The sequence below is a fragment of the Bacillus sp. JST-5 genome (assembly GCF_057747715.1).
Genome location: NZ_JBYLHW010000022.1, coordinates 1 through 24,135 on the forward strand (window position 1 = coordinate 1; position 24,135 = coordinate 24,135).

The 24,135-nt window shown below is 32.8% G+C and carries 27 protein-coding genes and 3 pseudogenes; 10 read left to right on the forward strand and 20 right to left on the reverse strand.

Annotated elements, in window-relative coordinates:
* The 6 genes from AC3ASS_RS06440 to AC3ASS_RS06465 form a co-directional block, all read right to left on the reverse strand.
* A partial coding sequence (locus tag AC3ASS_RS06440) for a GNAT family N-acetyltransferase (protein ID WP_488282699.1) occupies window positions 1–596 on the reverse strand: 596 nt, incomplete at its 3' end.
* A 245-nt stretch (window positions 597–841) separates the two neighbouring features.
* Window positions 842–1,900: an alpha/beta fold hydrolase gene (locus tag AC3ASS_RS06445; protein ID WP_488282700.1), complete on the reverse strand. Its 1,059-nt coding sequence runs from the start codon at window positions 1,898–1,900 to the stop codon at window positions 842–844.
* 869 nt (window positions 1,901–2,769) lie between these two features.
* Window positions 2,770–3,159, reverse strand: coding sequence for a hypothetical protein (locus AC3ASS_RS06450; RefSeq protein WP_488282701.1), 390 nt, complete (start codon window positions 3,157–3,159; stop codon window positions 2,770–2,772).
* Between the two features lie 8 nt (window positions 3,160–3,167).
* A complete protein-coding gene (locus AC3ASS_RS06455) occupies window positions 3,168–4,013 on the reverse strand; it encodes a hypothetical protein (RefSeq protein ID WP_488282702.1) in 846 nt (281 codons plus the stop codon).
* Between the two features lie 556 nt (window positions 4,014–4,569).
* Complete coding sequence (locus AC3ASS_RS06460) at window positions 4,570–5,136, reverse strand: GrpB family protein (RefSeq protein WP_488282703.1); 567 nt, start codon at window positions 5,134–5,136, stop codon at window positions 4,570–4,572.
* A 322-nt stretch (window positions 5,137–5,458) separates the two neighbouring features.
* On the reverse strand, window positions 5,459–5,830 hold the full coding sequence (locus AC3ASS_RS06465) for an iron chaperone (RefSeq protein WP_488282704.1): 372 nt from the start codon (window positions 5,828–5,830) through the stop codon (window positions 5,459–5,461).
* Between the two features lie 480 nt (window positions 5,831–6,310).
* Between AC3ASS_RS06465 and AC3ASS_RS06470 the strand changes: the two genes are divergently transcribed.
* From AC3ASS_RS06470 to AC3ASS_RS06490, 5 genes are all read left to right on the forward strand, one after another.
* On the forward strand, window positions 6,311–6,598 hold the full coding sequence (locus AC3ASS_RS06470) for a DUF4176 domain-containing protein (protein WP_488282705.1): 288 nt from the start codon (window positions 6,311–6,313) through the stop codon (window positions 6,596–6,598).
* A 52-nt stretch (window positions 6,599–6,650) separates the two neighbouring features.
* Window positions 6,651–8,006, forward strand: coding sequence for a T7SS effector LXG polymorphic toxin (locus tag AC3ASS_RS06475; protein WP_488282706.1), 1,356 nt, complete (start codon window positions 6,651–6,653; stop codon window positions 8,004–8,006).
* Between the two features lie 70 nt (window positions 8,007–8,076).
* Window positions 8,077–8,835, forward strand: a complete 759-nt coding sequence (locus tag AC3ASS_RS06480) for a hypothetical protein (protein WP_488282707.1) — start codon at window positions 8,077–8,079, stop codon at window positions 8,833–8,835.
* A 30-nt stretch (window positions 8,836–8,865) separates the two neighbouring features.
* The gene (locus AC3ASS_RS06485) at window positions 8,866–9,303 is read left to right on the forward strand and encodes a YwqH-like family protein (protein ID WP_488282708.1); all 438 of its coding nucleotides are present in this window, start codon (window positions 8,866–8,868) and stop codon (window positions 9,301–9,303) included.
* Entirely contained in the window at window positions 9,296–9,571 is a 276-nt protein-coding gene (locus AC3ASS_RS06490) for a YwqI/YxiC family protein (protein WP_488282709.1), read from the forward strand. The genes AC3ASS_RS06485 and AC3ASS_RS06490 overlap by 8 nt, the downstream gene beginning before the upstream one ends.
* Window positions 9,572–9,689: 118 nt before the next feature.
* Here AC3ASS_RS06490 and AC3ASS_RS06495 read toward each other — a convergent pair whose 3' ends face one another.
* A complete protein-coding gene (locus AC3ASS_RS06495) occupies window positions 9,690–10,100 on the reverse strand; it encodes an NUDIX hydrolase (RefSeq protein WP_488282710.1) in 411 nt (136 codons plus the stop codon).
* A 343-nt stretch (window positions 10,101–10,443) separates the two neighbouring features.
* Here AC3ASS_RS06495 and AC3ASS_RS06500 point away from each other — a divergent pair, with 343 nt between their 5' ends.
* The gene (locus AC3ASS_RS06500) at window positions 10,444–11,049 is read left to right on the forward strand and encodes an SdpI family protein (RefSeq protein ID WP_488282711.1); all 606 of its coding nucleotides are present in this window, start codon (window positions 10,444–10,446) and stop codon (window positions 11,047–11,049) included.
* Window positions 11,050–11,182: 133 nt separating this feature from the next.
* On the opposite strand, the gene AC3ASS_RS06505 is transcribed toward AC3ASS_RS06500, so the two are convergent.
* The 3 genes from AC3ASS_RS06505 to AC3ASS_RS06515 all read right to left on the reverse strand — a co-directional run bounded on the left by AC3ASS_RS06505 (window position 11,183) and on the right by AC3ASS_RS06515 (window position 13,707).
* Window positions 11,183–11,878 carry a DUF4097 family beta strand repeat-containing protein gene (locus tag AC3ASS_RS06505; protein ID WP_488282734.1) on the reverse strand — a complete coding sequence of 232 codons (696 nt, stop codon included), beginning with the start codon at window positions 11,876–11,878 and terminating at the stop codon, window positions 11,183–11,185.
* Window positions 11,879–12,257: 379 nt separating this feature from the next.
* Window positions 12,258–12,761, reverse strand: coding sequence for a hypothetical protein (locus tag AC3ASS_RS06510; RefSeq protein ID WP_488282712.1), 504 nt, complete (start codon window positions 12,759–12,761; stop codon window positions 12,258–12,260).
* A gap of 355 nt (window positions 12,762–13,116) precedes the next feature.
* On the reverse strand, window positions 13,117–13,707 hold the full coding sequence (locus AC3ASS_RS06515; protein WP_488282713.1) for a lysophospholipid acyltransferase family protein: 591 nt from the start codon (window positions 13,705–13,707) through the stop codon (window positions 13,117–13,119).
* A 74-nt stretch (window positions 13,708–13,781) separates the two neighbouring features.
* Here AC3ASS_RS06515 and AC3ASS_RS06520 point away from each other — a divergent pair, with 74 nt between their 5' ends.
* Complete coding sequence (locus AC3ASS_RS06520; RefSeq protein WP_488282714.1) at window positions 13,782–14,021, forward strand: hypothetical protein; 240 nt, start codon at window positions 13,782–13,784, stop codon at window positions 14,019–14,021.
* Window positions 14,022–14,376: 355 nt separating this feature from the next.
* Here the strand turns inward: AC3ASS_RS06520 and AC3ASS_RS06525 are convergent, their stop codons facing one another.
* Window positions 14,377–14,880 carry a hypothetical protein gene (locus AC3ASS_RS06525; protein ID WP_488282715.1) on the reverse strand — a complete coding sequence of 168 codons (504 nt, stop codon included), beginning with the start codon at window positions 14,878–14,880 and terminating at the stop codon, window positions 14,377–14,379.
* 91 nt (window positions 14,881–14,971) lie between these two features.
* On the opposite strand from AC3ASS_RS06525, the gene AC3ASS_RS06530 reads away from it, so the two are divergent.
* Window positions 14,972–15,505, forward strand: coding sequence for a hypothetical protein (locus AC3ASS_RS06530; RefSeq protein WP_488282716.1), 534 nt, complete (start codon window positions 14,972–14,974; stop codon window positions 15,503–15,505).
* A gap of 280 nt (window positions 15,506–15,785) precedes the next feature.
* On the opposite strand, the pseudogene AC3ASS_RS06535 reads toward AC3ASS_RS06530, so the two are convergent.
* The 3 genes and pseudogenes from AC3ASS_RS06535 to AC3ASS_RS06545 form a co-directional block, all read right to left on the reverse strand.
* Window positions 15,786–16,101: pseudogene (locus AC3ASS_RS06535) on the reverse strand (type I restriction-modification enzyme R subunit C-terminal domain-containing protein); the annotation flags it as partial.
* A 387-nt stretch (window positions 16,102–16,488) separates the two neighbouring features.
* Window positions 16,489–17,352 (reverse strand): 23S ribosomal RNA methyltransferase Erm, encoded by an 864-nt coding sequence (gene erm / locus AC3ASS_RS06540; RefSeq protein ID WP_340857696.1) that lies wholly within the window; start codon window positions 17,350–17,352, stop codon window positions 16,489–16,491.
* A gap of 644 nt (window positions 17,353–17,996) precedes the next feature.
* Entirely contained in the window at window positions 17,997–18,410 is a 414-nt protein-coding gene (locus AC3ASS_RS06545) for a hypothetical protein (RefSeq protein ID WP_488282717.1), read from the reverse strand.
* A gap of 16 nt (window positions 18,411–18,426) precedes the next feature.
* Between AC3ASS_RS06545 and AC3ASS_RS06550 the strand changes: the two are divergent.
* Window positions 18,427–18,612: pseudogene (locus AC3ASS_RS06550) on the forward strand (transposase family protein); the annotation flags it as partial.
* Between the two features lie 2 nt (window positions 18,613–18,614).
* Window positions 18,615–18,941, forward strand: a pseudogene (locus tag AC3ASS_RS06555) (transposase); the annotation flags it as partial.
* A gap of 150 nt (window positions 18,942–19,091) precedes the next feature.
* Here the strand turns inward: AC3ASS_RS06555 and AC3ASS_RS06560 are convergent.
* The 6 genes from AC3ASS_RS06560 to AC3ASS_RS06585 all read right to left on the reverse strand — a co-directional run bounded on the left by AC3ASS_RS06560 (window position 19,092) and on the right by AC3ASS_RS06585 (window position 24,078).
* Complete coding sequence (locus AC3ASS_RS06560; RefSeq protein WP_488282718.1) at window positions 19,092–19,577, reverse strand: CBO0543 family protein; 486 nt, start codon at window positions 19,575–19,577, stop codon at window positions 19,092–19,094.
* A 316-nt stretch (window positions 19,578–19,893) separates the two neighbouring features.
* The gene (gene rlmD, locus AC3ASS_RS06565) at window positions 19,894–21,294 is read right to left on the reverse strand and encodes a 23S rRNA (uracil(1939)-C(5))-methyltransferase RlmD (protein ID WP_488282719.1); all 1,401 of its coding nucleotides are present in this window, start codon (window positions 21,292–21,294) and stop codon (window positions 19,894–19,896) included.
* Entirely contained in the window at window positions 21,291–22,166 is an 876-nt protein-coding gene (locus AC3ASS_RS06570; protein ID WP_488282720.1) for a DNA-3-methyladenine glycosylase family protein, read from the reverse strand. Before AC3ASS_RS06570 ends, rlmD begins: the two co-directional genes overlap by 4 nt.
* A gap of 101 nt (window positions 22,167–22,267) precedes the next feature.
* A complete protein-coding gene (gene pdaA / locus AC3ASS_RS06575) occupies window positions 22,268–23,065 on the reverse strand; it encodes a delta-lactam-biosynthetic de-N-acetylase (RefSeq protein ID WP_488282721.1) in 798 nt (265 codons plus the stop codon).
* A 72-nt stretch (window positions 23,066–23,137) separates the two neighbouring features.
* Window positions 23,138–23,884, reverse strand: coding sequence for a carbohydrate kinase family protein (locus AC3ASS_RS06580; protein ID WP_488282735.1), 747 nt, complete (start codon window positions 23,882–23,884; stop codon window positions 23,138–23,140).
* Window positions 23,821–24,078: a PfkB family carbohydrate kinase gene (locus tag AC3ASS_RS06585; RefSeq protein WP_488282722.1), complete on the reverse strand. Its 258-nt coding sequence runs from the start codon at window positions 24,076–24,078 to the stop codon at window positions 23,821–23,823. Before AC3ASS_RS06585 ends, AC3ASS_RS06580 begins: the two co-directional genes overlap by 64 nt.
* Window positions 24,079–24,135 lie beyond the last annotated feature (57 nt).

The following is a 24,135-nucleotide window of genomic DNA, read 5'->3' on the forward strand; positions in this document are numbered from 1 at the left end:
GACGTGGAACAATCCATGAATGGTTGTTGTGCAAAAAAACTTAATCTTTTTGTGTCCAAAAACTTGACGTAGATCCATAGCCAAACCATATGGACAGAATTTTCTCCCCAATAATCATTAACAATCTTATAAGGTTTCCCGAATTTTTTTATCCACTTTTTTTGGGCGTGTTTGTATCCACTGTCTAAACAAAATTGTTCTATTCCTCGTTTGTGAAGTTGGATGACCATGGATTGAATTAATGCAGAACCTATACCTTTTCCTTGGTATTCAGGCAAGACATATAAACTACCTAGCTCACCGATTGCATCTAATTCATGATTTGTGCATGTTTTTATATCCGTTCCGCATGGTCCGAAAGAGATCGTACCGACAACTTGATCATGAATTTTTGCAATAAGGAAAAAGAAATTTGAATTTGGATTTTCGACCGAATCAGTTAATAATTGTTTCTTATACTCTATCTCTTTTAAAATTTCATCTTTTAAATGGCCGATACCGTCCTTTTCAAAGGCATCTTTAATCGTTATTTTGAAAACTTCAAAGGCTGATTTTAGATCATCTTTATTAGGTTTAGATATTAATATTTGACCCATGGATTTTTTCCCTTCCAATGTAAATTTCGCTTTAATTAATAATTATTAGCATTTCTTAATTTATGAAGATACCGTAAGTCCAATGATTTCATTACATAACTTACAAATCCTATTACCATTTGATAGATTCTATTCTTTCACCAATAATTCCTCTTACCATTATTTCGATACATACCTTATCATCAAGTAATTTTTTCAAAAAAATCGGGCTTTCCAAATGGAATAGCCCAATTTCATAATTGTTATTATTGAATTTCATCTAAGAACTTAATCATGATTTCAATAAATTCTTTCGGTTTATCATAATGAATATCATGTCCTGGGGAATCAACGTCTATTCTTTTCCCATTTTTCAACAATTCAACGACACGGTCGGCATCTTCATCCGACAATGCAGCCATTAATAAATCACCGTCGTAATTTGTTTCAGCTTTTATAAATATCGTTGGACTTTTAATTTTTGATAATACTTCCGATTGATTATAGTCTTTAAACCAACTATTATCATAAAAGGTTTCACCAAATTTATGATCATATGGGTATGTGACAGATTCAAAAATTCTATTGATTTGTGGGGGTAAATACTTAATGTGTACAGGCTCATTTGGATGTTTTTTATGATATTCAATCGCATCTTTTGCAAACTTATTCCAAAGAAAATCACCAAATATTTTTTTCCAATAGCTTCTTTCTATACTATATTTGAAATAATCTTCCTCTTCGTTTTGATTTTTAAAATCTTCATAAAGCTGAAATCCATAAACCCATGCATATGTGTTTTCTCTTCTACCTGGCTCTGTTGCAAAGAAAGGTGAATCTTCAATTACAGTACCCAAAATCCATTCTGGTGAATGTGCAGCCATCCATGCAGCTATCATTCCCCCTGAGGAATGACCAGAAACCACTGTTTTTTCTCCAATAACTTTATCTATAAATTCTATAAAATCTTCAGCCATTGCTTTTGCGGAATATTTTTCTGGGTTCCAATCAGATTCTCCATGACCGTGACAATCAACGGCAAATACATGGTAATGCTCTGATAATTCCGGCAATACTTTGGCATAATCTTCCCAAGTCATTCCTTGACCATGGATGAGTAGGAGAGGAGTTTTCCCATTGTTTGGTCCTTCACCATAATTAAGAATCGTACCATCACTTAACTTAACTTGTTTTTCAACAAAGCCCGCTTGATACATTTTCTTAATCGGTTTCTCCATATAAGTAATATTGTTATAAAAGTAACTACCTACTATTAAAGCGATAATTGCTAAAATGACGCTAAAAATGATCATTTTTTTCTTCACTTTATATCAACTCTTTCATTAAATTATTCTCTCAAGTTGAATGCTTATTCTTTAAATGACCAAAATTATGTTTTAACACTCTGTCCAAAGCTAAAATCTTAAGTTATGATGCACAGTTTTCCATTTTGCAATGACCAATCTTCAAACTTTCAACTCTTCTGCAACAGGATAGAGTCAAGTACTTTTCAAAGCACAAAATACATACTTTTACATCTTTCAATCTCATTATAGTATGAATTATCGATTATTCAATCAACATAACATAACAAATGATGTTAACTTTAGTTTACAAGTTTTAATTTATTCTTGAGCATTTTTCATTTTTAAATATACCTTGAACCAAAAGACTTTTAAAAGCATTTCTCATCCGTTCCTCAATAAGTCATTTCGAAATCCAGCGAAAAGCGAGGGTTACATTTCTGGATCCAACGAGTCTTTATTTTCATTCTTTCTTCTGAAATTAATTCTTCTTCGTTCTTCAATCCACCACTCCGCTCGATTAATGCATCCCATTCTCATATTTTTTCAATGAAATGTGCCCATAAAAATACTCCCCTTAAGGAAACAGATTTTTATTTTTTAACCTGTCTACCTTAAAGGGAGCATATCAAAAATTCGGTGATTAATTTATTGAAACTTAATTAATGAAAACGGTTGAATTCTACTTGATGGTTACACATTTGCAATGTCTGATAACAAAAATGCTATATACAATAATGCTAATGTAATAATACATAATAAAGTGATCTTAAATTTCTCCATATTTTCCTCCAAATATTAAAAATTTTTTAGTTGTAATTATCTCAACAATCTATAAACTATTATTAATATTGTTAAAGTTTTAGAGACTGCTAATTAGACACTATAAACTAATTTTCATAATCACTTATTTTAATTGTGTGGCTATCAGTGGCAGATTTATCTCCCCCGTGCACTGTAACATATGCTGTAACCGTCCCTGGGTCTGTATAATCAAGATTTACGCTAGTCGAATAAGATTTTATATTATACATAGTGTACCTGTTACCCTTGCTATCCCTAAACATGATATCAAAATTAGGACCATTTAGGGATCCCCCAACTATCTTTATATTCCATTGAACGACCTCATTTGTTTTATAAGTTTTTTGGAAAGTTGAAACTGTAACTTCTAATGGTACATAGTTTTCTATTTCATTGGAATTAGCATAAGAATCAGAAGAAAAATAAATAGAAAAGAATATAGTAAAAATTATCGATATATTTATTACTTTTTTCATTTTATATTTCACCATTTTAAACTAGAATTTAAAATTGATGTACTGTCTTGAATGTATTCTTCACCACCAAAGCTAACCCCTGCTGCTATTCCTGCACCTATTGGTGCACTAATATTTACACTTATATTTGAGTTCCACTTATCATGTCCATACCATACCTTAAATGCAGAGTAAGTAGTACTTTTTATTAACGACTTATTATTCCCAAGTAAATATACATATGCATTACCTTTTGCTCCACTACTTGCAGCCTTCAAGTCATAGATCCATCCTACACCTGCTAACCGATCTTGATCTCTAGCTTTTGTAATTTTATTCGACTGCCAATAATATGATACACAACCATGCTCATAATAAGAACAAAATCTTTGTTGTTCAGTGAAACCCCAAGATTCAGCATACCATCCTTCACTCCATGAAATTGCGAAAGCATCTTGCAATCTAAAAACAGGAATATTTTTCCAATTATAATCAGCAACAAGCTTAACATAAGGGTTTCCATTTTTGTTTCCATAGTCAAGTGCAGCAATGTTTATATATAAATCATTTTCAAGCCCTAGTAGTGTAAATTCATCTTCACTACTATTTGGGTCATAAAAACTATGCCTTTTATGTTGGAATGACAATAATTTTTTCACTTTCTTATCTTTCACAATTTCAAGTTTTGTTTCCCAATTTAATAGATTAATTTGTTCGTCTGTAAATCCTAATTTTAGTAATTTTTCGGTAACTTTCTCCTCTGTCCATTTATTTGTATTTTCTCCAACAATCTTACTTGATGAAGCTTCTGCAATACTCAAAGAATGAGAAAAAAATAATACTAAAAGTAAAAAGCTTGTAAAAAATTTTTTCATAAAACTTCCTCCTATTGTAAGTTTATTACAAATTTATATATTAGATACAAACTAGATCATCCCTTTTAAAATTATTATTTTTCCAAAAAATAGTTATTTTGCACTATTTTACCATTATCTTTTATATAGTGGATATTAGTCAATATAATATAATTTATAGTACAATGTTAAATCAGGATGAGGTATCGAATGTCTGACGAGTTACAAATAATTTTTCTATAGTTACAAGAATATTTTTTTCACTTGCAAATACGATTTTTTCCCGTTGCAAATAATTCTTCAAGGTCACAAATACGCTTCATAAACTTGCAAATTCGTTCATCAGAGTTGCAAATAAACATCAAAGTTGCAAATAAACATCAAAAATGAAAGGATTGGCACTCACCAATCCTTCCTCTTTATGAAAAAACACCCACAAACAAGCGACTTACAAATATATCAATATGAGTTGCAAGTTTTTTCGATCACTTGATAAACAAATTTACTTTCGATCGTTCAACTTGCAAATAAATGGTGCACTTTGCAGATAAACCTTTAAATAAAATTAATCAAAATTTTACATCTTCGTACTATTGGCACGTTCCAATATTTCTTGAATGATTGAAGTTTTCGCGTCAGCATAATGCTGAACGTGTCTCCATTTTTTCTTTGCTAAACTTCTTTTGATTTGCGCATATTTGTCACGATCATTCTCATTAGACCTCAGCCAATCTCGAAATCGTAACATTCTTTCTATTTCTGTTGCTCCCTTACTAAATACGTGTAAATGAATATCCGTATCTGGTCCTTTAAACATGCGATGCTCAAACCATTCTGGTTCTCGAATTCTAAGAATATATCCGGCATCTTCTAATACAGGTACATACGATAATTCGTCTGCTGAGTTTTCTACAACCAACAAAATATCGATGATTGGTTTGGCACATAATCCCGGTACAGATGTTGAGCCAACATGTTCAAGTAGTAATACTTTGTTACCGAGTATTGAACGGATGCGTTTAGCTTCTTTCTCAAACAAATCCGGCCATCTTTCATCGTACTCAACAAGCGTGATTGTTGCATTATGAGGATTAAGTTCACCTACTATTTTTTTCTGTAGTTCTTCATCACTCCTAGGCAACAACATATCACCATCCTTTTTTGGGAGCTTTTTTAATCCCAAAATATATTGAATCTAGGATACTTTATTTGTTACAAATTTCATGGGGTAAAATGTTTTCGCAAATATAAATCCTATTGTTAAAGATTAGAAGTGTTTTCTAGTAGAGCATTCATTTCCTCCTCTTCCATAGAAGCTATTTCCAACATATGCTCAGAAGCTTCTTTTAGATAGTCTTCAATTGAATTTTCTCCAACTTTACAATTTAGATTTGATGCATTCGTCCACATTTCAGCAATGATAGAAAATTTCTCATAAGTATTTACAAGACGTCTCTCTTTTCTTATTATTTACGCCAGAAAGTTGTACAGTTTGCCTTGTCCTTAATATTAAAATCAATCATTTTCTCAAGTAAATGGTAGTCAACTGGTTTATTCCATGGGATGCGAATGATCTCCTTCGTATAATCATAACCAGCCTTTACAATATCATCTTCTACATGAGTAATCGTCACACTTTCAGGTGCGACAGCTATATGCTTTTTAGATACGCTAAAACCAATAATAAATGTGCCATGATCTGTAAACATCGGTTGATTCCATTTAATTACTTTTTCTAAATTAGGATATTTATTTGTTATCCATTCAAAAATTTCTTCCATTCTTTCTCGGTGAATAGGGTCATCAATCTTTGCTAAAAATTCAGCAAAAACATCCATTCTTTTTCCTCCAAAATTTTTTGAGATGTCCAACTCAGCGTCTTTAACACTTTATATGTATCGTTTTGTCCTTCCAAATGTTGAATGTGAGACTTTGTCAAAATCATCTCAATCAAGATAAAAATCAGATTGCACTATTATAAATACCATTAGTGCCCTCATCATACATAATCAATTGGTGTTTAGTCAATATTAACTAAAATTATCCATTCCATGGAAAATCATTCATCATTTCGTAACCTGTTTTTAAAAATAAGTAAAATTTTAGAAGCTTGAAAACTATCTTTGTGAATCGGACAAAAAAGATGTGAAAAACAGGAAAAAAGACCGAAAAATCATTCTTAAATACTCATTCTAGGAAATATGTACGTTTTAAATAAGGACCTATTGCCCTTCGTTCCAAAACTCTAAACCTTTATAATTAGTAATAAAACTGGGAGAATTATGCAGTACTGTATTTACATACATGGAGGGCTTGGAATGGAAAAATTATTGCCAATGGGATCTATTGTCATATTAAATGGTGGAAATAAGAAATTAATGATTTACGGAAGAAAACAACTTTTATTAGATGATGGAACGGGAACGATACCTGAAGAGGGCCAAATGTACGACTATATTGGAGTTTTTTATCCAGAGGGCTTTATTAGTCCCGAATATTCATTTGTATTTAACCATTCAGATATAAAAGAAGTCATATTTACTGGTTATTCAGATGAAGATGAAGAGCAATTCCAAAAAATTTTATTATCGGCAAACAAGGAATAGAAAAGTATTTTCCTCACCCATTGCGTAATAAAATTTTAGGGGCGGATTTTCTATGAAAATTTTAGATGTTTCAAAGTTAAATAGTAGTATAGAGCAAACCATTGCTGAGATTCGTAATATACAGAATAAGTTAACAAACGTTTTATCCTCACTAAATAGTATGGTCTCCCTTGAAGACAATCTAACTGGAGCAGTAGGAGATTCCATTAGGGCATATTTCACAGAAATTCACCTTCCTTTTATTAAATACTTTTTTGATTTTCTTGAAGAATACAAACAAACATTAAATAATGTGAAACTATCAGTAAACAATTTTGAGTCAGATGATCACGGATTCATTCGACAATCATTTTTAGAAAATGAGGTAGAAAGTGGATTAGAAAATGTAAAACAGTTGGCAATAGGGTTGTCAAATGAAGCGAATACCACGATCTCAAAGGTTACGGATATTGTTTCTTTACCTAAACTAAATCCAAGTGACTTTGTAACAACAGTTGAAGAAGGTAAGCGAAAATTAAATGAAATCATTTCAGATTTACATGAGTTAGACCAATTACAAAGCAAAAACCTTTCAGAAATTCAACAAGAACTAAATACAATGAAAAGTTATATACAGGATCTTCAATCAAACATGCAAAACGGGAAATTGCTCATTAATAATTATGATCCAACAGTAATCCAATCCTCCCCTTCCTATCAAAAAGTAATTGAAAAAATTGCAGAGAAAGAAGAAAAATTCACTATTGATTTTGAACTAGAAGCAGCTTTCGATGGAAAAGGTGAACAGTTTGCAGTAACTGCTGAGGCGGTTGCTTTCTATCAAGTGTATAATAAGGTACGAAAAGGATTTAAGATTGAAAAAATTGTAAAAAGCAACAATAGAGTCCAGTATCGTTTATATAAACCTGAATTGATCGGTGTTTCTCCTCCGAAAAATGGAAGAAAATCAAAAATATATTGGGAAGATGATTTAAAGGCAAAAGCAAGACAGGGCAATCCGCCAAAAGTGTCTTCATATATTCGACCTGGAGCAAGTGCAGTAAGTGCATTAAAAAGTAAAGCCGGTTGGATAGGTATCGGGATTACAACTGTGGAAAATGTTATTGATAATGTTAATAGTGGTAAAGATGCAACTAGAATCATTGGGGATGCAGCGGTTGATGTTGGTATCGGTGTAGGAACATTGGTCGTAGGTGGAGTTGTGGCTGGAGTTGCTGGGACTCTAGGAGCTCCAGTACTCGTTGGTGCAGGTGTAGCAGCTGCAGTATCCGTAGGAGTTTCTGTTTTATTTGAAAGTGTCAAAATTAATGGAAAGAGTATCTCAAACCATATTAAAGATGCTGTAAATTCTGTAGCTAATAGTGCAAAAAATGCTGTTAGTACGGTTGCGGGTTGGTTGGGATTATAAATAAAATATCGTGCTTGATACAGTAACTTGGGAATCAATTTTGTAATACTAATATTAAAGGTGGATGACAATGAAAATCGATACAACAATAAAAAGAGAACATTTACCAACATATGTTCAAGAGCATTTAATGTTTTTTGATTCCCTCCAAAAAAATGGCTTAGTGGCAGGGATTACTTTTGCAGGGCTAGATGTGTTGATTGCCGTTCCTCTGTTTTACCCAACTAATAACATGTTTTTTTGGGCATTATTCCCTTTTTTATTGTTCATTAATATTTGGGCGATTAGACTATTGTTTAAAAATAGCTACTCCATTCAATATGAACTGATACTTTTTATCGGTTCAATTGGTGCGATTGGTTCCTATACTTACTATTTGCTTGCGCTTAAAATGGCATATCACTACGTAAATATTACAGAGCCCATTTATTACTTCATTTCCTTAGCTATATTTATTATTTCTGTCATTTCATTGATCGTTTATCAAATAAAAAAATATTCAAATATACAACCAGTCAACAATAAAGAAAGAGAATTAGAAGAAATTATTAAGGAAAGAAAAGAAAAATATTATTCAGTTGCAGCTATTTTCCCTGCTTTAGGTTATTTTGTTGCACAAAATTGGATTGTTAAATCTGATGATTTGGCACTCGGAATTCTTGTTTTAATCTTTTATTTAATGTCCTTCTTTTATGCTTACATTGGCGCAAAGTTTTTCCACCGATACTTTTTTATGAAAGCAAATCCTAGTTTTGTTTATTTATTAAAACCATCCAAATCAGAAATTAAAGAAATGCGAAATAAGGGGAAAGAGATAATTATCAAGTAAAATTATTAGCTTTAAAAAGTGGTGATTTTTATGTCATTATCTTATGTAAATTCACAAATTCAATATTATAACCATTTAATATCTTTGACTAACGTAAGCATTGGGAATAAAGAGGAAAAAATACAACGATTAAAGAATGTAAAGTCAGAATTACTAGATTTCAAAGGTGAGTTCTCTAACTATGAACGTCGAACAAAAGAACCAGAATTCACATCAACCACTTGGCACGGAAAATTGGCTACAGAATTCCATTCATTTCGTCTGGGAGATTTAGTTTCAAATTATCGATACCTTTATCAAAATCAATTAAGTGACATTGTATCGAAAATAGAAACAAAAATTAATGATCTAAATCAACAAATTCAAAATTTAAAAGAGGATATTAATAAGTACGAAAACCGAAGAAGTGATTTATATAATCTAAGGACAAAATTAAAAAACGAGGGGGGAATGAATAAATATGAGTGAAATAAAAATTATTGATCAAGCTGTTCAAACCGCTTTAGACTCTCTCAAACAGTCCTCTCAAGATTTCGAAGGAGATTTTACGATTGAGAAAGGACAAAACGTCCTTGACTTAATGAATAGTATCGAGACAATTAATCAATCATTAAATGAATTAATAGATTCGTATCGTAATTTATTATTGCAAAATGAAAACACTGCAAGACGAGCTGTAGAAACGCTAAAAGAAACGGACCAAGCGGTAGCATCTTCCCATATAAAAGTAAAATAAAGGTAAATATGAATTTATAATAAAAATAATTTTACATTGCCAAATGTACTGTCACATATAGTGCAACGTTTCCTAAAAGTGGTTCAAGGTCAAAATTGACTTTTACTAAAAAAATCAATCAACCTTGAAAAGTATAAGGAGAAGATGCTTCAAGTAAACTTTCAACTCCTTCAGGATAATATGGCATTAATTCATTTGCCCTTTCTACATTTACCCATTCTATTTCTATGATTTCATCTTTATTCACTACTGAAATTTCTCCATCTATAATTTTTGCATTAAAAGTGAAAAATATAGCGTGATGCCCTTTTTCTTTAACCATTGCTTCATTGATAGCTACAATTTCACCAACTTCAATGTTTAAATTTGTTTCTTCTTTAACTTCTCGAATTACTGCTTTTTCTAAAGTTTCACCCCGTTTTACCGCACCGCCAGGTAGTGACCAGCTACCACCTTTGTTATTAACCATAAGAACTTTTTTCTCGTCTTTCTTATAAATTAGTGCATATACAACATCTACCCTAATCATTTTCCATCACTCCAAGTTTTTTTTATTCTTCATATTTACCTGTTCTTTAACTATATATGATTCCTTCCAAGACTTCTAGATTGTTATGGGAAATTCCTTTGTTTTTTAGAAATTGTACCATTGCAACCGAATTTATTTTTCTATTAATTTTAAATACTGTAAATTTTATACAAATTTATATACACATATCTTTTTTTTACAGTTATAATTTAAATAACTAGTATTAAAGGCGAATATCAATGATGCTTATTGAATGCGAAGTTTCAATCACCCAGAACAATCTTTCATTGTAAGATTACATATACATAATTGAGGATATTTTTTCGTTTGAGGGAGGAGATAAGTGTTGAAGTTCATTTCCATCCTATCTGTGATTATTTGTATTGCTATTGGTTGTATAGCCCTCCCTTTTCTCCCAGATGAAGTATTTATTCACTGGAATACAGAGGGGACTGCTGACATTCAAGTAAGCAAATATATTGGGGTTTTAATCATTCCACTTATAATGATTTTTTCATGGGGTCTCCATCTTTTCCTAATGCGAAATCATCATCAGCCACTCTCATATAGCATCATATTTAACGTAATAATTTTCCTTTTGATGCAAGTGTTATTGATCTTGATTAATTTAGATTTACTACAGTTCCATGTAGAAATTTCTGGAGTCATTATTGGAGTAGTGATGTTGATTATGGCCCCGCTAATGAGAAATATAAAAATGAATGCTCTATTCGGTGTGCGAACCGTTTGGTCAATGAAAAATGAAGAGTCATGGAGAAAATCGAATAAATTCGGTTCAAATTTACTGTTTGCATGGGGAGTATTTACAATCATTATATCTTTCCTCTTGCCATCTGAATATGTCATCCCAACTGCCCTATCTGTTGGATTGCTAGTAGTTATCGTAATTGTTTACGGAAGTTATCGTTTTTATAAAAACAGTATTTAGAGGACAAAAATATTTATAAGCACAAGAAAAATCGCGTTTTTATACATTTTCAAAACGCGATTTTTTTATTTGAAAGGGTTTTCGCTAAGTGTTTACTCTCTTTTTCTGTTCTCCTAGTCTCGAATATTTTTCTTTATTTCCCAATTTTTATATCTCCATTATTAATTGTTAATTTGATCTTGTTTTCTCCATTGCCGATGACAGTGTCCCAGTTGGAACTTCCGAAAACGGACACATCGCCATTTTTTGTTTTGATATCCAAGACGGCATTTGTTGGTTGTTGATCTGTCTCAATTTCAATATCACCATTGTCAGATGCAAGTGTTATTGAACGGTCCAAGTGATTAGTTTTAAGATAAATTTTTCCGTTATTTACTTTACCGAAAATTTCACCCTCAATATTCTCAAGATAAATCTCACCATTATCTAAATCAGCTTTTAACATAGTTGTAACCAAATTTCTCATTATTACTTGGCCATTGTCTAATTTAACATCAATATTGTTTATGCTTTGTTGTTCTGCCTGAATGGTTCCATTGTCACCTTCAATTTGTAAGAACTCGTAATTCTTTTCAGGTAAATAGACATTTACAGTTAAATCTCTTCCCGTAAAATTAAAGAAATTAATAAATGGTTTATCATCTTTTAGTTTGATTAATAAAGTTCCATCTTCCACTTCAACTGTAAAATAGGAATCTATTTTTTCTTTACTCTTACCTGTCAATTGTACTTTTGTCTCTGGATCCTTAGTAGAAAAGATTTTTACATTTTCATCATTAACTTTTATTTCAATGTTTGTAATGTTTTTATCAGTAAGCTTTCTTCCAATACTATATTTGGTTTATTAACGTTATATGTGATGAAACTTCCTATGATCCCTACTACCAATAGAATTAAGGCGATGAAAAAATATATTTAGTTTTAGTCATACTTACCTCCCCCCTTTACAAGAAAATATTATGTTTAAATAACGGAATATAGATTGGGTAATCCTTTTGTTACGTACAACATCACCTTAACAACGAATCTACCGCCTCAACACACCATTATGAAAATAGGTCAACCCAAGCCATTAATTATTGAGGGTATTGATAGTAGAGAGCAATACATGCTATCCCTTTGCAACTATCGGACAAATAACATTGCTAGCAATAATAAAAATGATGCAAAAACAGTTACAAAGTTAATTTTGTTGTGTTATACAAGTATTAAGTATTATTGTTTCTCTCATTATAATATTTTCTGGCTTCACTCCTTTGAGACCCAAAGGCATTCCAAAATTTTGCTTTGTTATTTATAGCAAATTTATACTCAATTTCCTCACGTTTTGTACGGTCAGTATTTTCGCTTATTAACTCAAAAATAATTTCACTGTATTGCATAGAAATTGTACGATATTTTGCAGCTCTTCGATTTTTATCACAGTTACATACATCAAAAGAATCCTGAAACTTTGGGAAAAGGCGCCTTGCCGCATATTTTTTTTCTAGTTTTACAGTACTATAATCTTTCATGAGTAATTTTATAATGAATTCCAATTCTGTCTTAATGTCCTTAGTTTGACCAACTTCTAAATATTCAAACTCTCCATTTTTTCCAACTTTTCCTTTCAATGCCCATACTCCAGGTTTCTTTAGATACTTCTCATAACACTTTGTTACAATAAAAAATCTTTGTTTATTTTTACGTAAATGTGCAAGTTGGGAACACATATCGATCCCCTCCTTTAATACTTAAAGGATATTATTTATTTTACAAAAATTATTTGCTACATTCAGAATCTAATCCTCATTTCAAATCGATAGCATTTGAGTTGTGTTACCACGAAAATATACTAGTAGAGTTATCAGTGGGGATTACCCTTAAGATACACTAAATAGGTCAAGGTAAGTCGAACAGATCTGAAAATCAACTTAGCAACCAATAGTCATGTTCTTTACCCTTATTTCATTCAACTCTCGAACCCATTAGCACAATTAAGAAGTGATACAGTTGTACAATTAAGGATAAAATAAGCTGTCCATTGTAGGGTAGCTTTCTATTTACATAATTACCGATATAGGAAGTTCATTTTTTGTCCTGTAAATTCCTTTGCAATGCATTTATTTTCTCTTCTAGGATACTTGTAAAATGTTCTCTTTCTTCTTTACCTGTTGCAGTAATATATATAGGTTCACCAAATATTAGACAGGCTTTTTTTCTAAGGAAAAGTTCCTTTAAATTATTCAGTCCTATATACGCTGCTGGTATAATTGGGACTTTTGAACGCAGTGCAATTATAATTGCCCCTTGTTTTAAAGCGACTTGTTCATTAGTTCTTGTTCCGCTTGGAAATATTCCAACAACCTCTCCTTTAGATAAGAGACTATGTGGAATTTTTAACACACTTGGTCCAGGGTTCTCTCGGTCAACAGGAAAGGCATTTAATTTTTTTAATAACCACGCTATTGCCTTATTTTTGAAGAGTTCCTTCTTCGCCATATAATGTATCTTGGTTGGTAACAGCGATGTACCCAGATAGAGAACATCAACCCATCCTGTATGTGTGCAAGCTATAACATAACCCCCACTTTTGGGGAGATGTTGCTTGTTATAAACGTGTATTTTTCCAAATATACGCAAGATGCTTTTTATGAAATATCCAATAAAATGATACAATTTTCTCCCTCCATATATCTCCAATATGTCCTTATTGTATTAATTTCAAAGGAAGATTACCAGATTTTGTTTCCATGATACAAGATAAGTTACAACATCTAGAGATGGAAAAGTCAACAATAAAAAAAGCGATGATTGACAGCCAGTCCACCATCGCCTTATCAATGATCAGAAAGCAATTAAATGAATTTCTATTCTTCAAAACGTTTACTACTGAAATGGTTTTACGGTTTATTGAACGGATAGAAATAGATAACAACCAAAATGTTAAAATTTACTACAAGTTTGCACCGTTTGAGTATGTAAAAGGTTAAATCACGCTGATCATTTTTTTAACACTAGCCGTGAAACACACTCCACATGCGTTGATTGATAATTGCAGACTATTTCAACACTAACTGCGATACACACTCAACAGGGTTTGAATGGTAATCGCAGACTTTAAAAGATGTAGTTGTGTTTACCTTACAATACCAAGAGAACTTAATAAACATGAATGGCCTTTTGCTTATTATAAATAAACTTATTAATATTAAAAAGACAGATTTCGTTTAAAACAAATCTAGATTGATTGATAAATGGAAATGTGATCTTCGTAAAAAAAGTTCAGCCCCAATGCGTTAAATTATAGAATAATAAGGGCTGAACCTTATTTTATTTAAAAAGCTATTATATTTTATCAATATTTGCTGAACCTTCTTCTTCATCTTGGAACATATCTAGAGTTTTTTCTATGATAATAAACAAAAATATAATACTAACAGAAATTAACACCGCACCAATAAATGTTGTATTGAATCTATCAAAATATATATCAAAAAGATTAATATAACCAATAAAAATAAGTAAGTATATAATCCATTCTTTAAGATTTATTGGGCCAATATCTGACAACTTTTTTATTTTCTTTCTCCTGATTGCGGTAATTAACAGTTCACTTAATACAAGAACAATAATGTTCATTACAGTAAAACCAAAAAAGAACCAGAAATTAGACCAAAAATCTATATAAAAGTAAAATTCAACTATTGGTAATTTGGAGAGTAAGTATATCACCCCGAAATTAAGAAATATAGGTACTGATACCATTATAATAAATACTACAATCGCTAGAATTATAGAAACAGTCATACCAAAAACTTCAGCACTTCTATTCTTAGTCCTATTTGACATTACGCCCAACCCCTTTAGTCCTAACTTTCTAAATCTTCTATGATAACATAATATTGTAAATATTATAATATATTTTGGGAGGAGAAAGAGAATGAAAAAGAAAATTATTAGTTCTGTTGCAGCAACCTTAGCTACTACTATGCTAGTAAGTGCGGTAGGACCAAGTTTAGCTAGCGCTAAAGAAGCAACTAATTCTTTTACACAAAAAACATTACCATCACTCCCTAGTATTGTAGAGCAATATGAAAATTATGATCCTGATATGTTTGATTTAGAAAGTCCTAGTTTTAGACAAGACATAATGTTGAGTAAATCTATTATTCAGCAAGAAATACTTAATAATCAAAAGGGAGTAACTACACAAGGGGTACTTGGAGCTGGATTAAAAGGTATAAAAGCCTTTGGAAGCATAGTGAAAAATGGTGGACACATGCTATCTTGGATTTTAAAACCATTTTCTAAAAAGTATGCCGATGCTGTTAAACGAAACTCAGCAAAAATAGGCAAAGCACTAGCAAAACCTGAAAAAGCTACAAGAAGTCATGTTAAAAAACTTCTAACCGACCATGGTGTACCAAAAGATGATGCAGAGATGATAACAAAAATTATTTTCTGGCTTCTGTAAGAATAAATTTTTATAGAAGTATACCTTTCTAACTTTACAAAGCTAATCTCAAATTAATAAGAGCATTAATTTAAAAGAGCCTAAAATGCATAAACTCGCATACTTTAGGCTCTTTTGTGAGCGTCAAGTGAAATGTTATAGTTTTTGATAAATTTTTTACACTTTTGTCTCAAAAATAGACATTCTATATTTCATTCGGTAACTATCACACTTAACTGAATAATCTTTACTCGATGAATAATTATATCCAATATAGCGGTTGTTATGGCCGAATCACCCAGGAAAGTGCTTCATTGGCTGCTTTCGAATTTAAGCCAACAATTTGTCGAACAAAATTCGTAATCGGTGTGACACCAAAGTCCTTTTCATAATCTTCTCTTGTTCCAAGTTCTTTCCATAGAATATCTTCAAGCATTTTCATATCTTGTGCTGTTATCGGTGTATTATGATTCAACTTGTAGATGGTCATTTGATCTTTATGTTCAATTAGGTAATGATTTACTTTCTTCCGGTAATTTTGTAAATCATCACACATGGAACATTGGATCGTTTACTCTTACTTCAATCACTTCATCATGGAAGTTTGTATACTTAACGCTTTACATACTCCATCTAGTTCAAAGATGTTAGCACTAAGTAAGGAATGTGGCTAAAATGCGGTCAAATATCTATACATTCCTTGCCAAAAACCCTGTTTTATCAACGTAATAGAAGCTACATTCTCAATATGCCTTGACTAGTAACCGCAGACATTAGGTCTTGTAGCAGTGTTCATCTAATTTATTTTTGATAAGAAAATGTCTCACTTGTGAACAAGTCAAATCAGTTATGGTTAAAACACAGACCCACAACTTGGGATCATCATGAGTAATTTGAGGATATTCAGCCAAAGTTTTTGTTATTTCCATTTTGCTCTAGAAATAGATTTTTCCAGATTAAATACCAACCCATAATACAATTACTAATAAAGTTAACCCCTTCCTTCAATAATGATTTAACTTACCCTCTCTAATCCTTGGCCATCTAAATTTTGGTACATACTTAACCATCGTTTCATATATAATGCCCCATTGTTGTTCAGTTAGTGCTGCAACTGGCAAATCATTATTTATTCGAAGGCTTCTTTTCAAACGCTTAATTTGTTGTGCTGTGAAAATTCCCTTTAATGCATAATCAACCGATAATTGAGGATTTTTAAACATGTAATCAACTAATCCCCAAAAGATTTTATAGTGACTATAAGGCACAATCGGATTTGGTTTTCGACTAATTTTAACCAATGCAGAATCTACTCTTGGAGGTGGGGAAAAGTTTTTTCTTGAAATTCCTCTTACATAACAGATATTAAACCACATTCTCCAAGCGATTACATATGAATCTTTTACATAATTTGATGTGAACCTCTTAGCTGCTCCTTTTTCCATTACAATCACACCTTTTTGAAAATGATTTAATGGATTATTAAGGAGTTTCTTCATAATTGGTGTTGTGATGGCATATGGGATATTCGAAACAACTACAAAATGTTCCCTCGGCAACGTAATTTTTAATATATCTTGATTGATAATAATAGTGTTTTTACTGTTTGGTATTTTCTTTTCTAAAATCTTTATAAACTTTAAATCATATTCTACTGCAATAACTTTCTTCGCCCTTTGACTTAGTATTTCTGTTAACGCTCCTTTACCAGCACCTAATTCTAAAACCAGATCATTTGGGTCTATCTCTGCTTCATCTACAATTTCAAAAAGTAACTTCTTATTATGCATTAAATGCTGACCCAAATGATTTGGTGGTTCACCTCTTGTAATTTTGTTTTTCCCATAAGTACGTTTTTTTCTAGCCATATTTTCCCTTCCTCTCTGAATTAAAAAATCACAAATCTGCTTGTGATTCAGAGTAAAGGGAAGAGAATCCATCCTTAATTTTTTATGAGTTTTTACTAGATCAAATGATGATAATGTGCACAGAAACCCAATAAGAATAACCTTCAGGTTTAATAAAGATACATATAAAAACTCCGTTTTTCACAAAAATAAAAAAGGCAGACAAAGGTCTGCCTTTTTTAAAAAATACATATTAAAGAATTAGTATCAAAGTACCAAAAATACCTTAAATAACAATTGCCACAAATAGCAATTGCAATTATCAATAAGGATTATTAAAAAAGGACAGACTACTCCCATTACTCTGCCGTTCACAAGCAGAGCCTTTGAACATATTCAATTCATTAGTTCAAAGTTGGGAAACGTAGTCTCATCGAATGTGTCACTTTTTTAATAATCCTCCTTAACTTTTTAAATACATTTAAATACAGGTGAAATTATATTAGTAATACAAAAAACTGTCAACTTTAAAATATTGTTATGTTTTGGAGATAGTCCTTTTCTTTTAGCTTCTTCTAAACCGCCAAATATCTTCCTGATCTCCGTATAGACTCCAGAATAAGTAGCAACATTAGAATGTTTCATTCTATTAATAGGATCCTGTCCTATAGAAATATTTGATCGAATTTCTCGATACCAATCACAATGTTACATTTATTTTGTTTAGGATTCTTTGCTGCGGCTAGCACTTCAAACACCAATGTAGATTTTCCTGAACCGGAAACTCCTGTAACAGTTGTTAAACATCCCATCGGAAAACTTACATCAATATTTTTTAAATTATATAAATTAGCATTCTTAACCCCTATTACCTCTCCACTACCTTTTCTAAATTTACCGCGAATTTGCTTCAGCTTTTTCAAAAATGCTCCGGTCACTGATGATTCTTGAATAATATTATTGTTGTAATCTTGATACACATAATATAAATGGTTCATCACCAAATTTTGTGATTTAGTGACAAAAAAGAGAAAGCACTGACGAGATCCTGGCAATAATGTTAGCGGTGAAATAAACATTAAGGAGGTCTCGTAAGTGCTTTCTATACCACTAGGATTGCCAGAATTTAAAGTTATTAAACACGAACTTCTTTCCTATGGTTATGCGATTCATGTAGAGAAAACAGAGACACAGGAACGTTGTCCTCATTGTGGGTTTCCCACTTCTTCTGTTCATGACAGGCGGACACGGAAAGTACGGGATTTGGCGATTTTCCATCAACAAAAGCCATGCAAATCCTCGAAGAGGGATTCGAAGACGCCACCGCCGTATTGGACTATCCGGACCGTTATCGTCGGCGTCTGCGCACGACCAACGGAGTGGAACGGCTGAACGAAGAAATTCGTCGCAGAGAACGGGTCATCCGCATCTTTCCGAACCGGGAATCGGTGTATCGCCTCGTTGGTGCCGTGTTGATCGAAATCGATGAAAAATGGATGTCAGGGCGCAAATACTTGGATATGGCTGAATATTGGAAGTGGCGGAAAACGAAAGAGCAAGGAGTCCGATCGGTGAATCAGGAGGCTCCGGCGATCAAGAGAGTGGGATAACCTCTACGCCGTGTCAAGGAGAACGTGGAATACCGGAGCGAAGTGAGGATATGCCGCGAAAGCTCCTTGACATGCCTGTTCCTTGACAACATGATCATTTGTCCGGGAAGGCGACCGGCAGGGAGACTTGCCGGTCTTACCTACCATACGTCAAGTCATCAGGTCCATGTTGTCTATCAAAGGGGAATTTACACAATAATTTGGACTTGACCGATAAATCCACCACCATGTATAAGAGTCCCAAGCATCCCAGTTTTCTTTGTAATCCATTATCTTAACTGGGGGGAATAACACGAAAATTTCTAAAAGCATCGCGATATGAACCATCCCCCAGTAAAAGGGGATCTTCCATCCCCATTTAGACGGACTATATCTTACTCCGAAAAGAACATAAAAAGGAATGACCGTAAACATTTCAATGATAGGTATTGGTGACATAGGGATAAGTCTAGCCGGAAAAGAGTAAAATCCGATAGAAACAAATACAAAACAAAGGAAAGCTCCCGTCAAACTGCTTATAAAATAGAGCAACCCATATCGTTTGAAATTGTTTCTTAATATAAAAAAACTTCCAATAAGACTAAGGATCACTGCTGTTATTTCCATCGTTTGTGTCGCTTTTAACCCATATATCATCAGTACTTCCCCCTTTGCAATGACCTCATTTGTATAACATCCCCAATTATCAGCTATTTAATGAAACTGCTCAGAGTTGAACATTCAACGTGAACCAGTCTATCTTAGTATTTCTAATGAATGCTTCTTCCCCATTATTCCCTAACAAAAAAAGAGAAACAGGAGCCCATCCCGTTTCTCTTGAAAAATTGTTTATTTTTCATCCTAACCAGTTCAGTCAACTGGATGAAGAAGGATTTTCCTTTTTCCTGTTATATTATCAAAACTTTACTTCGGTTTTGGCAAGAAGAGTTTTTTATTTTTAGCAAGAGTTTATTTATGCTCTTATCTTTAACACTAATCGAGCTACACTTTCTACATGAGCAGTATGCGGGAACATGTCGATGGGTTGGATGTATTCGACGCGATATTTTTTCATTAGAACGTTGAGGTCTTTGGCAAAGGTAGAAGGATTGCAGGACACATACACCACTTTTTTTGGTGATGTTCGTAGGATGGTTTGCAACAATTGTTCGTCGCAGCCGCTTCTTGGTGGGTCAACCACTACAACATCCGGTTTCCAGCCTGCTTTCACCCACTTTGGCATAATTTCTTCGGCTTTTCCTACTTCATATGTTGCATTTGTGATTCCATGACGTTTTGTATTTTTTCTTGCATCTTCAATGGATTCTTTAACGACATCCATTCCCCGTACTTCCCCAGCATCTTTCGCTAACCAAAGACCAATGGTACCAACACCACAATACGCATCGACTACTCTTTCTTTTCCTGTTAATCCAGCAGCTTTTTTAACTTCATCATACAGTTTGACCGTTTGAACGGGATTCAATTGAAAGAAAGCACGAGCCGATAATTCGAATTGAAGATCTCCGAGAGATTCTTGAATCACTTCTTCTCCGGATAATTTGAATGTCTTCTCGCCAAAAATAAGCGATGTTTTTTGGCCATTAATATTTTGGACAATGGATTTTACTTCTGGAAGTCGTTTATGAATTTCTTGAACAATTAAATCTTTTTTTGGCAAATCTTTTTTAAAGGTAATAAGAACAATTTGAATTTGTCCAGTTTGAATGCCGACACGGGCGACAATTGTCCGTACAATACCGCTTTTTTTCCGTTCATTATATATAGGGACATTTAAGTCTGCTAAAATTTGTTTCACCACGTTAACGGCTTTATTGGTTGCTGGGTGTTGAACCATGCAATTCGGAATATCGATAAGTTGGTGGGAATTCATGCTGTATAATCCCGCAATAACTTTTCCCTTATGAATCCCTACTTGGAACTGACTTTTATTTCGGTAACCCCATGGTTCTTTCATCCCAATCGTTTCTTTTACATGAAATTTTTCAATTGGAACTTTTGTATGTCTTTCCAGTGCTTGAATGACGATATCTCGTTTTTCTTTCAACTGTTGTTCATATTTTAAATGTTGAAGTTGACATCCTCCACATTCTTTATAGATTGGACAAGGCGGTTTCACCCGATGTTTTGATTTTTTAATGATCGTCTTTATTTTTGCCTCGGCAAAATTCCGGTTGATGTTCGTTGCTTCAGCCATAATTTCTTCTCCTGGAAGGGCGCCCGGTACAAAGACCACTTGTTTTTTAAAGTAGCCGACTCCCTCTCCGTTAATTCCTAGCCTTTTTATCGTTAGCGGAAAGGTTTGTCCTTTCAATATTTTTATATTTCCTTGATTCATCGTAGTTTTTTTCATGTTGTCACCTCTATACTGCGCCATAAATAAAGGGAAGCATAGCTTAAATATGGTTGCCATTCTTTTGCCATATCTTCCATCTCTTCATAGGTCGGTTTCCGATCCATGTGGAAAAATTTCTGTATTGCACGTTGAATACCGATATCAGCCATGGGGAATAAATTTTTTCGACCTAATGCAAATAATAGAAAATTTTCTGCTGTCCATTTTCCGATTCCTCTTATTTTCACTAAATCATTGATAATTACTTCATCTGATTGATCCGATAAAGCTTCTAAATCTAATGTTCCATCCGCGATTAGTTTCGATAAGCCAATGACATATTCTGCTTTTCTTTGACTAAATTGAAGTTCACGAAGCTGTTCAGTCTTTATTTCAGCTACTTCTTCTGGTAAAGGGAAAAAAGTTACACCATCCATAACTCTCCCAAAATGTTGAGCAAATCGATAGGTTAATGTTTGAGCAAACTTTAAATTAAGCTGTTGGTGAATAATACATCTTGCTAAACTGCTATAATAATCAAAATCTAATATAAGTGGGGTTCCGCGATGTTGTTCAAATAGTGATGCTAAAGATGTATGCTGAAAGTGTTCATACACTTTTTCTAGCGATTCATTCCATTGAAAAATATGTTCAACTTTTTTAAGAGCATTATCTTTTATCAACCAATCCGTTCCTTCAACGATAAATGACGGCTTTTCTATTGTACCTATCGCCATCACTTTTATAATATACGGCATTTTATCGATCCATAACGGTACTAAAATAGATCGTTCATTTTTATTAACGGAAATCATTGGATCTAATGAATATCTATCTAAAACTCGATCAAAATCGTATGGTCCTTGAATGGCTATAGTCTCTTTCCACATATTTCTACATCCTTAAATTCATTCTTGTATTGATTTTAACGTAGAACGATTAAGAAGGAAAGAGAACCATAAAAAGAAGCGTTCCTATTACGAAACGCTCATTAATAAAAAATTTTTGATTTCATTTCTTTTTTCCAAGTATAGTCATCCAAGCTTTTGAATGAATATCCTCGTTTTTTTAAGTCTTGAATAACCTTTTCTAAAGCATCTGCGTTATCCTTTGATACAGTATGTAAAAGAATCACTGCACCTGGATGGATTTGCTTCATAATATTGTCATAAGCATATTGCCATCCCTTTTGTTGATCTGTTTTCCAATCGACAAATGCTAAAGACCAAAATACATGTGTATAACCTTCCTCTTTAGCAATTTTTAATGTCCGTTCACTAAAAATTCCACGAGGAGGGCGCAAATATTTCATTTCTTTTTGCCCTGTTAAGCGGAAAGTTTCTTCTTTCACTTTTCTAAGTTCTTCACGTAAACGTTCGTCACTAATAGCGGTAAAATCAGGATGATGCCAAGAATGATTTCCTATGATATGCCCTTCCTTCACCATTCTTTTCACTAAATCAGGTGCACTTTGAAGATAGTGTCCCGTAACAAAAAATGTTGCAGGTACTTTTTCTTTTTTTAAAACATTTAATATTTTTTCGGTATATCCATTTTCATAACCGTTATCAAATGTTAAATATATTACTTTCTCATTCGTATCTGCTTTATAAAAAGCTCCGTACTTGGCTAATAGTTCATCATATTCCTTTCCAGCTTCTGGAGGTTGTTCATTTGATGCTCGTTTAAATCCCCAATGAATGGCCTTATTTGATACTTGAGCAAAGGCATTTGCTTGACCAAATATAAAAAAGAAGGTAAAGAAAATGAGGAATAATTTCCGTACCATGATTGGATCCTGCCTTTCTTTTTATTCTTATCGTCTGTAAAGGCAAGATAATCATTCTTGGAAAATTTTTCATCACATTTTCTTCATATAACGTTGAACTTCATCTAGTGTAGGTAATGCACTCATCGCACCTTTTTTAGTTGTCACAAGCCCTCCTGTTACTGATGCAAAACGGCCAATGTTTATGCTATCATCTAAACTTAATTCATTTAGCGATTTATTCAGATGATTTAATTGATATAACATTCCTGCGACGAAACCGTCACCTGCTCCAGTAGTGTCTTCTACAGAAACTTGAATGGCATCTACCTTATCAGCTCCATTTTTTGTAAAGACATAACTGCCGTTTTCTCCTCTAGTTAAAAATACAAGACTTAAATTGTATTCATTCATCCACGATTTTATCGAATCATGGGAAGTCGATTCAGTTAAGAACATTAGCTCTTCTTCTGATATTTTTAAAACATCAATTTTATCCAGCATTTGAAAAATTAATGTTTTTAATTGTTCAGGATCATCCCATAAACTGACTCTCACATTTGGATCAAAGGATATTATCATGTTTTCATTTTTTGCATATTGAATCGCTCTGAATGTCGCCTCTTTTGCTAAATGGCTCTTTAATGAGATTGTTCCAAAATGAAAAATTTTATGGTCTTTAAATAAATTCTTATCGATATCCTTTTCTGATAGCATTTGATCAGCTGGCTGCTTTATATAAAAGGAAAAACTACGTTCCTTGTTTTTATCTAATTCTACAAAGACGATCGCTGTACGATATTCATCGGAAAGGATGGATGAACACCATTTTCTTGCAATGTTTGTTTTAAAAAATTCCCAAACATATCATTTCCGACTTTGCCTATAAAGGTTGACTTTGCACCGAGACGCGAAACTCCAACGGCCACATTCGCAGGAGCTCCCCCAGGACTTTTTTGATATATTTCATTGTTTTCATCCATTGGAATAAAATCAATGAGTGCCTCTCCTAACGTGATAATACCGTTTTTCAAAAAAATTCTCCTTCCCTTTTAAAAAGTAATAAAAGGAAAACCCGCCAACATGGACGG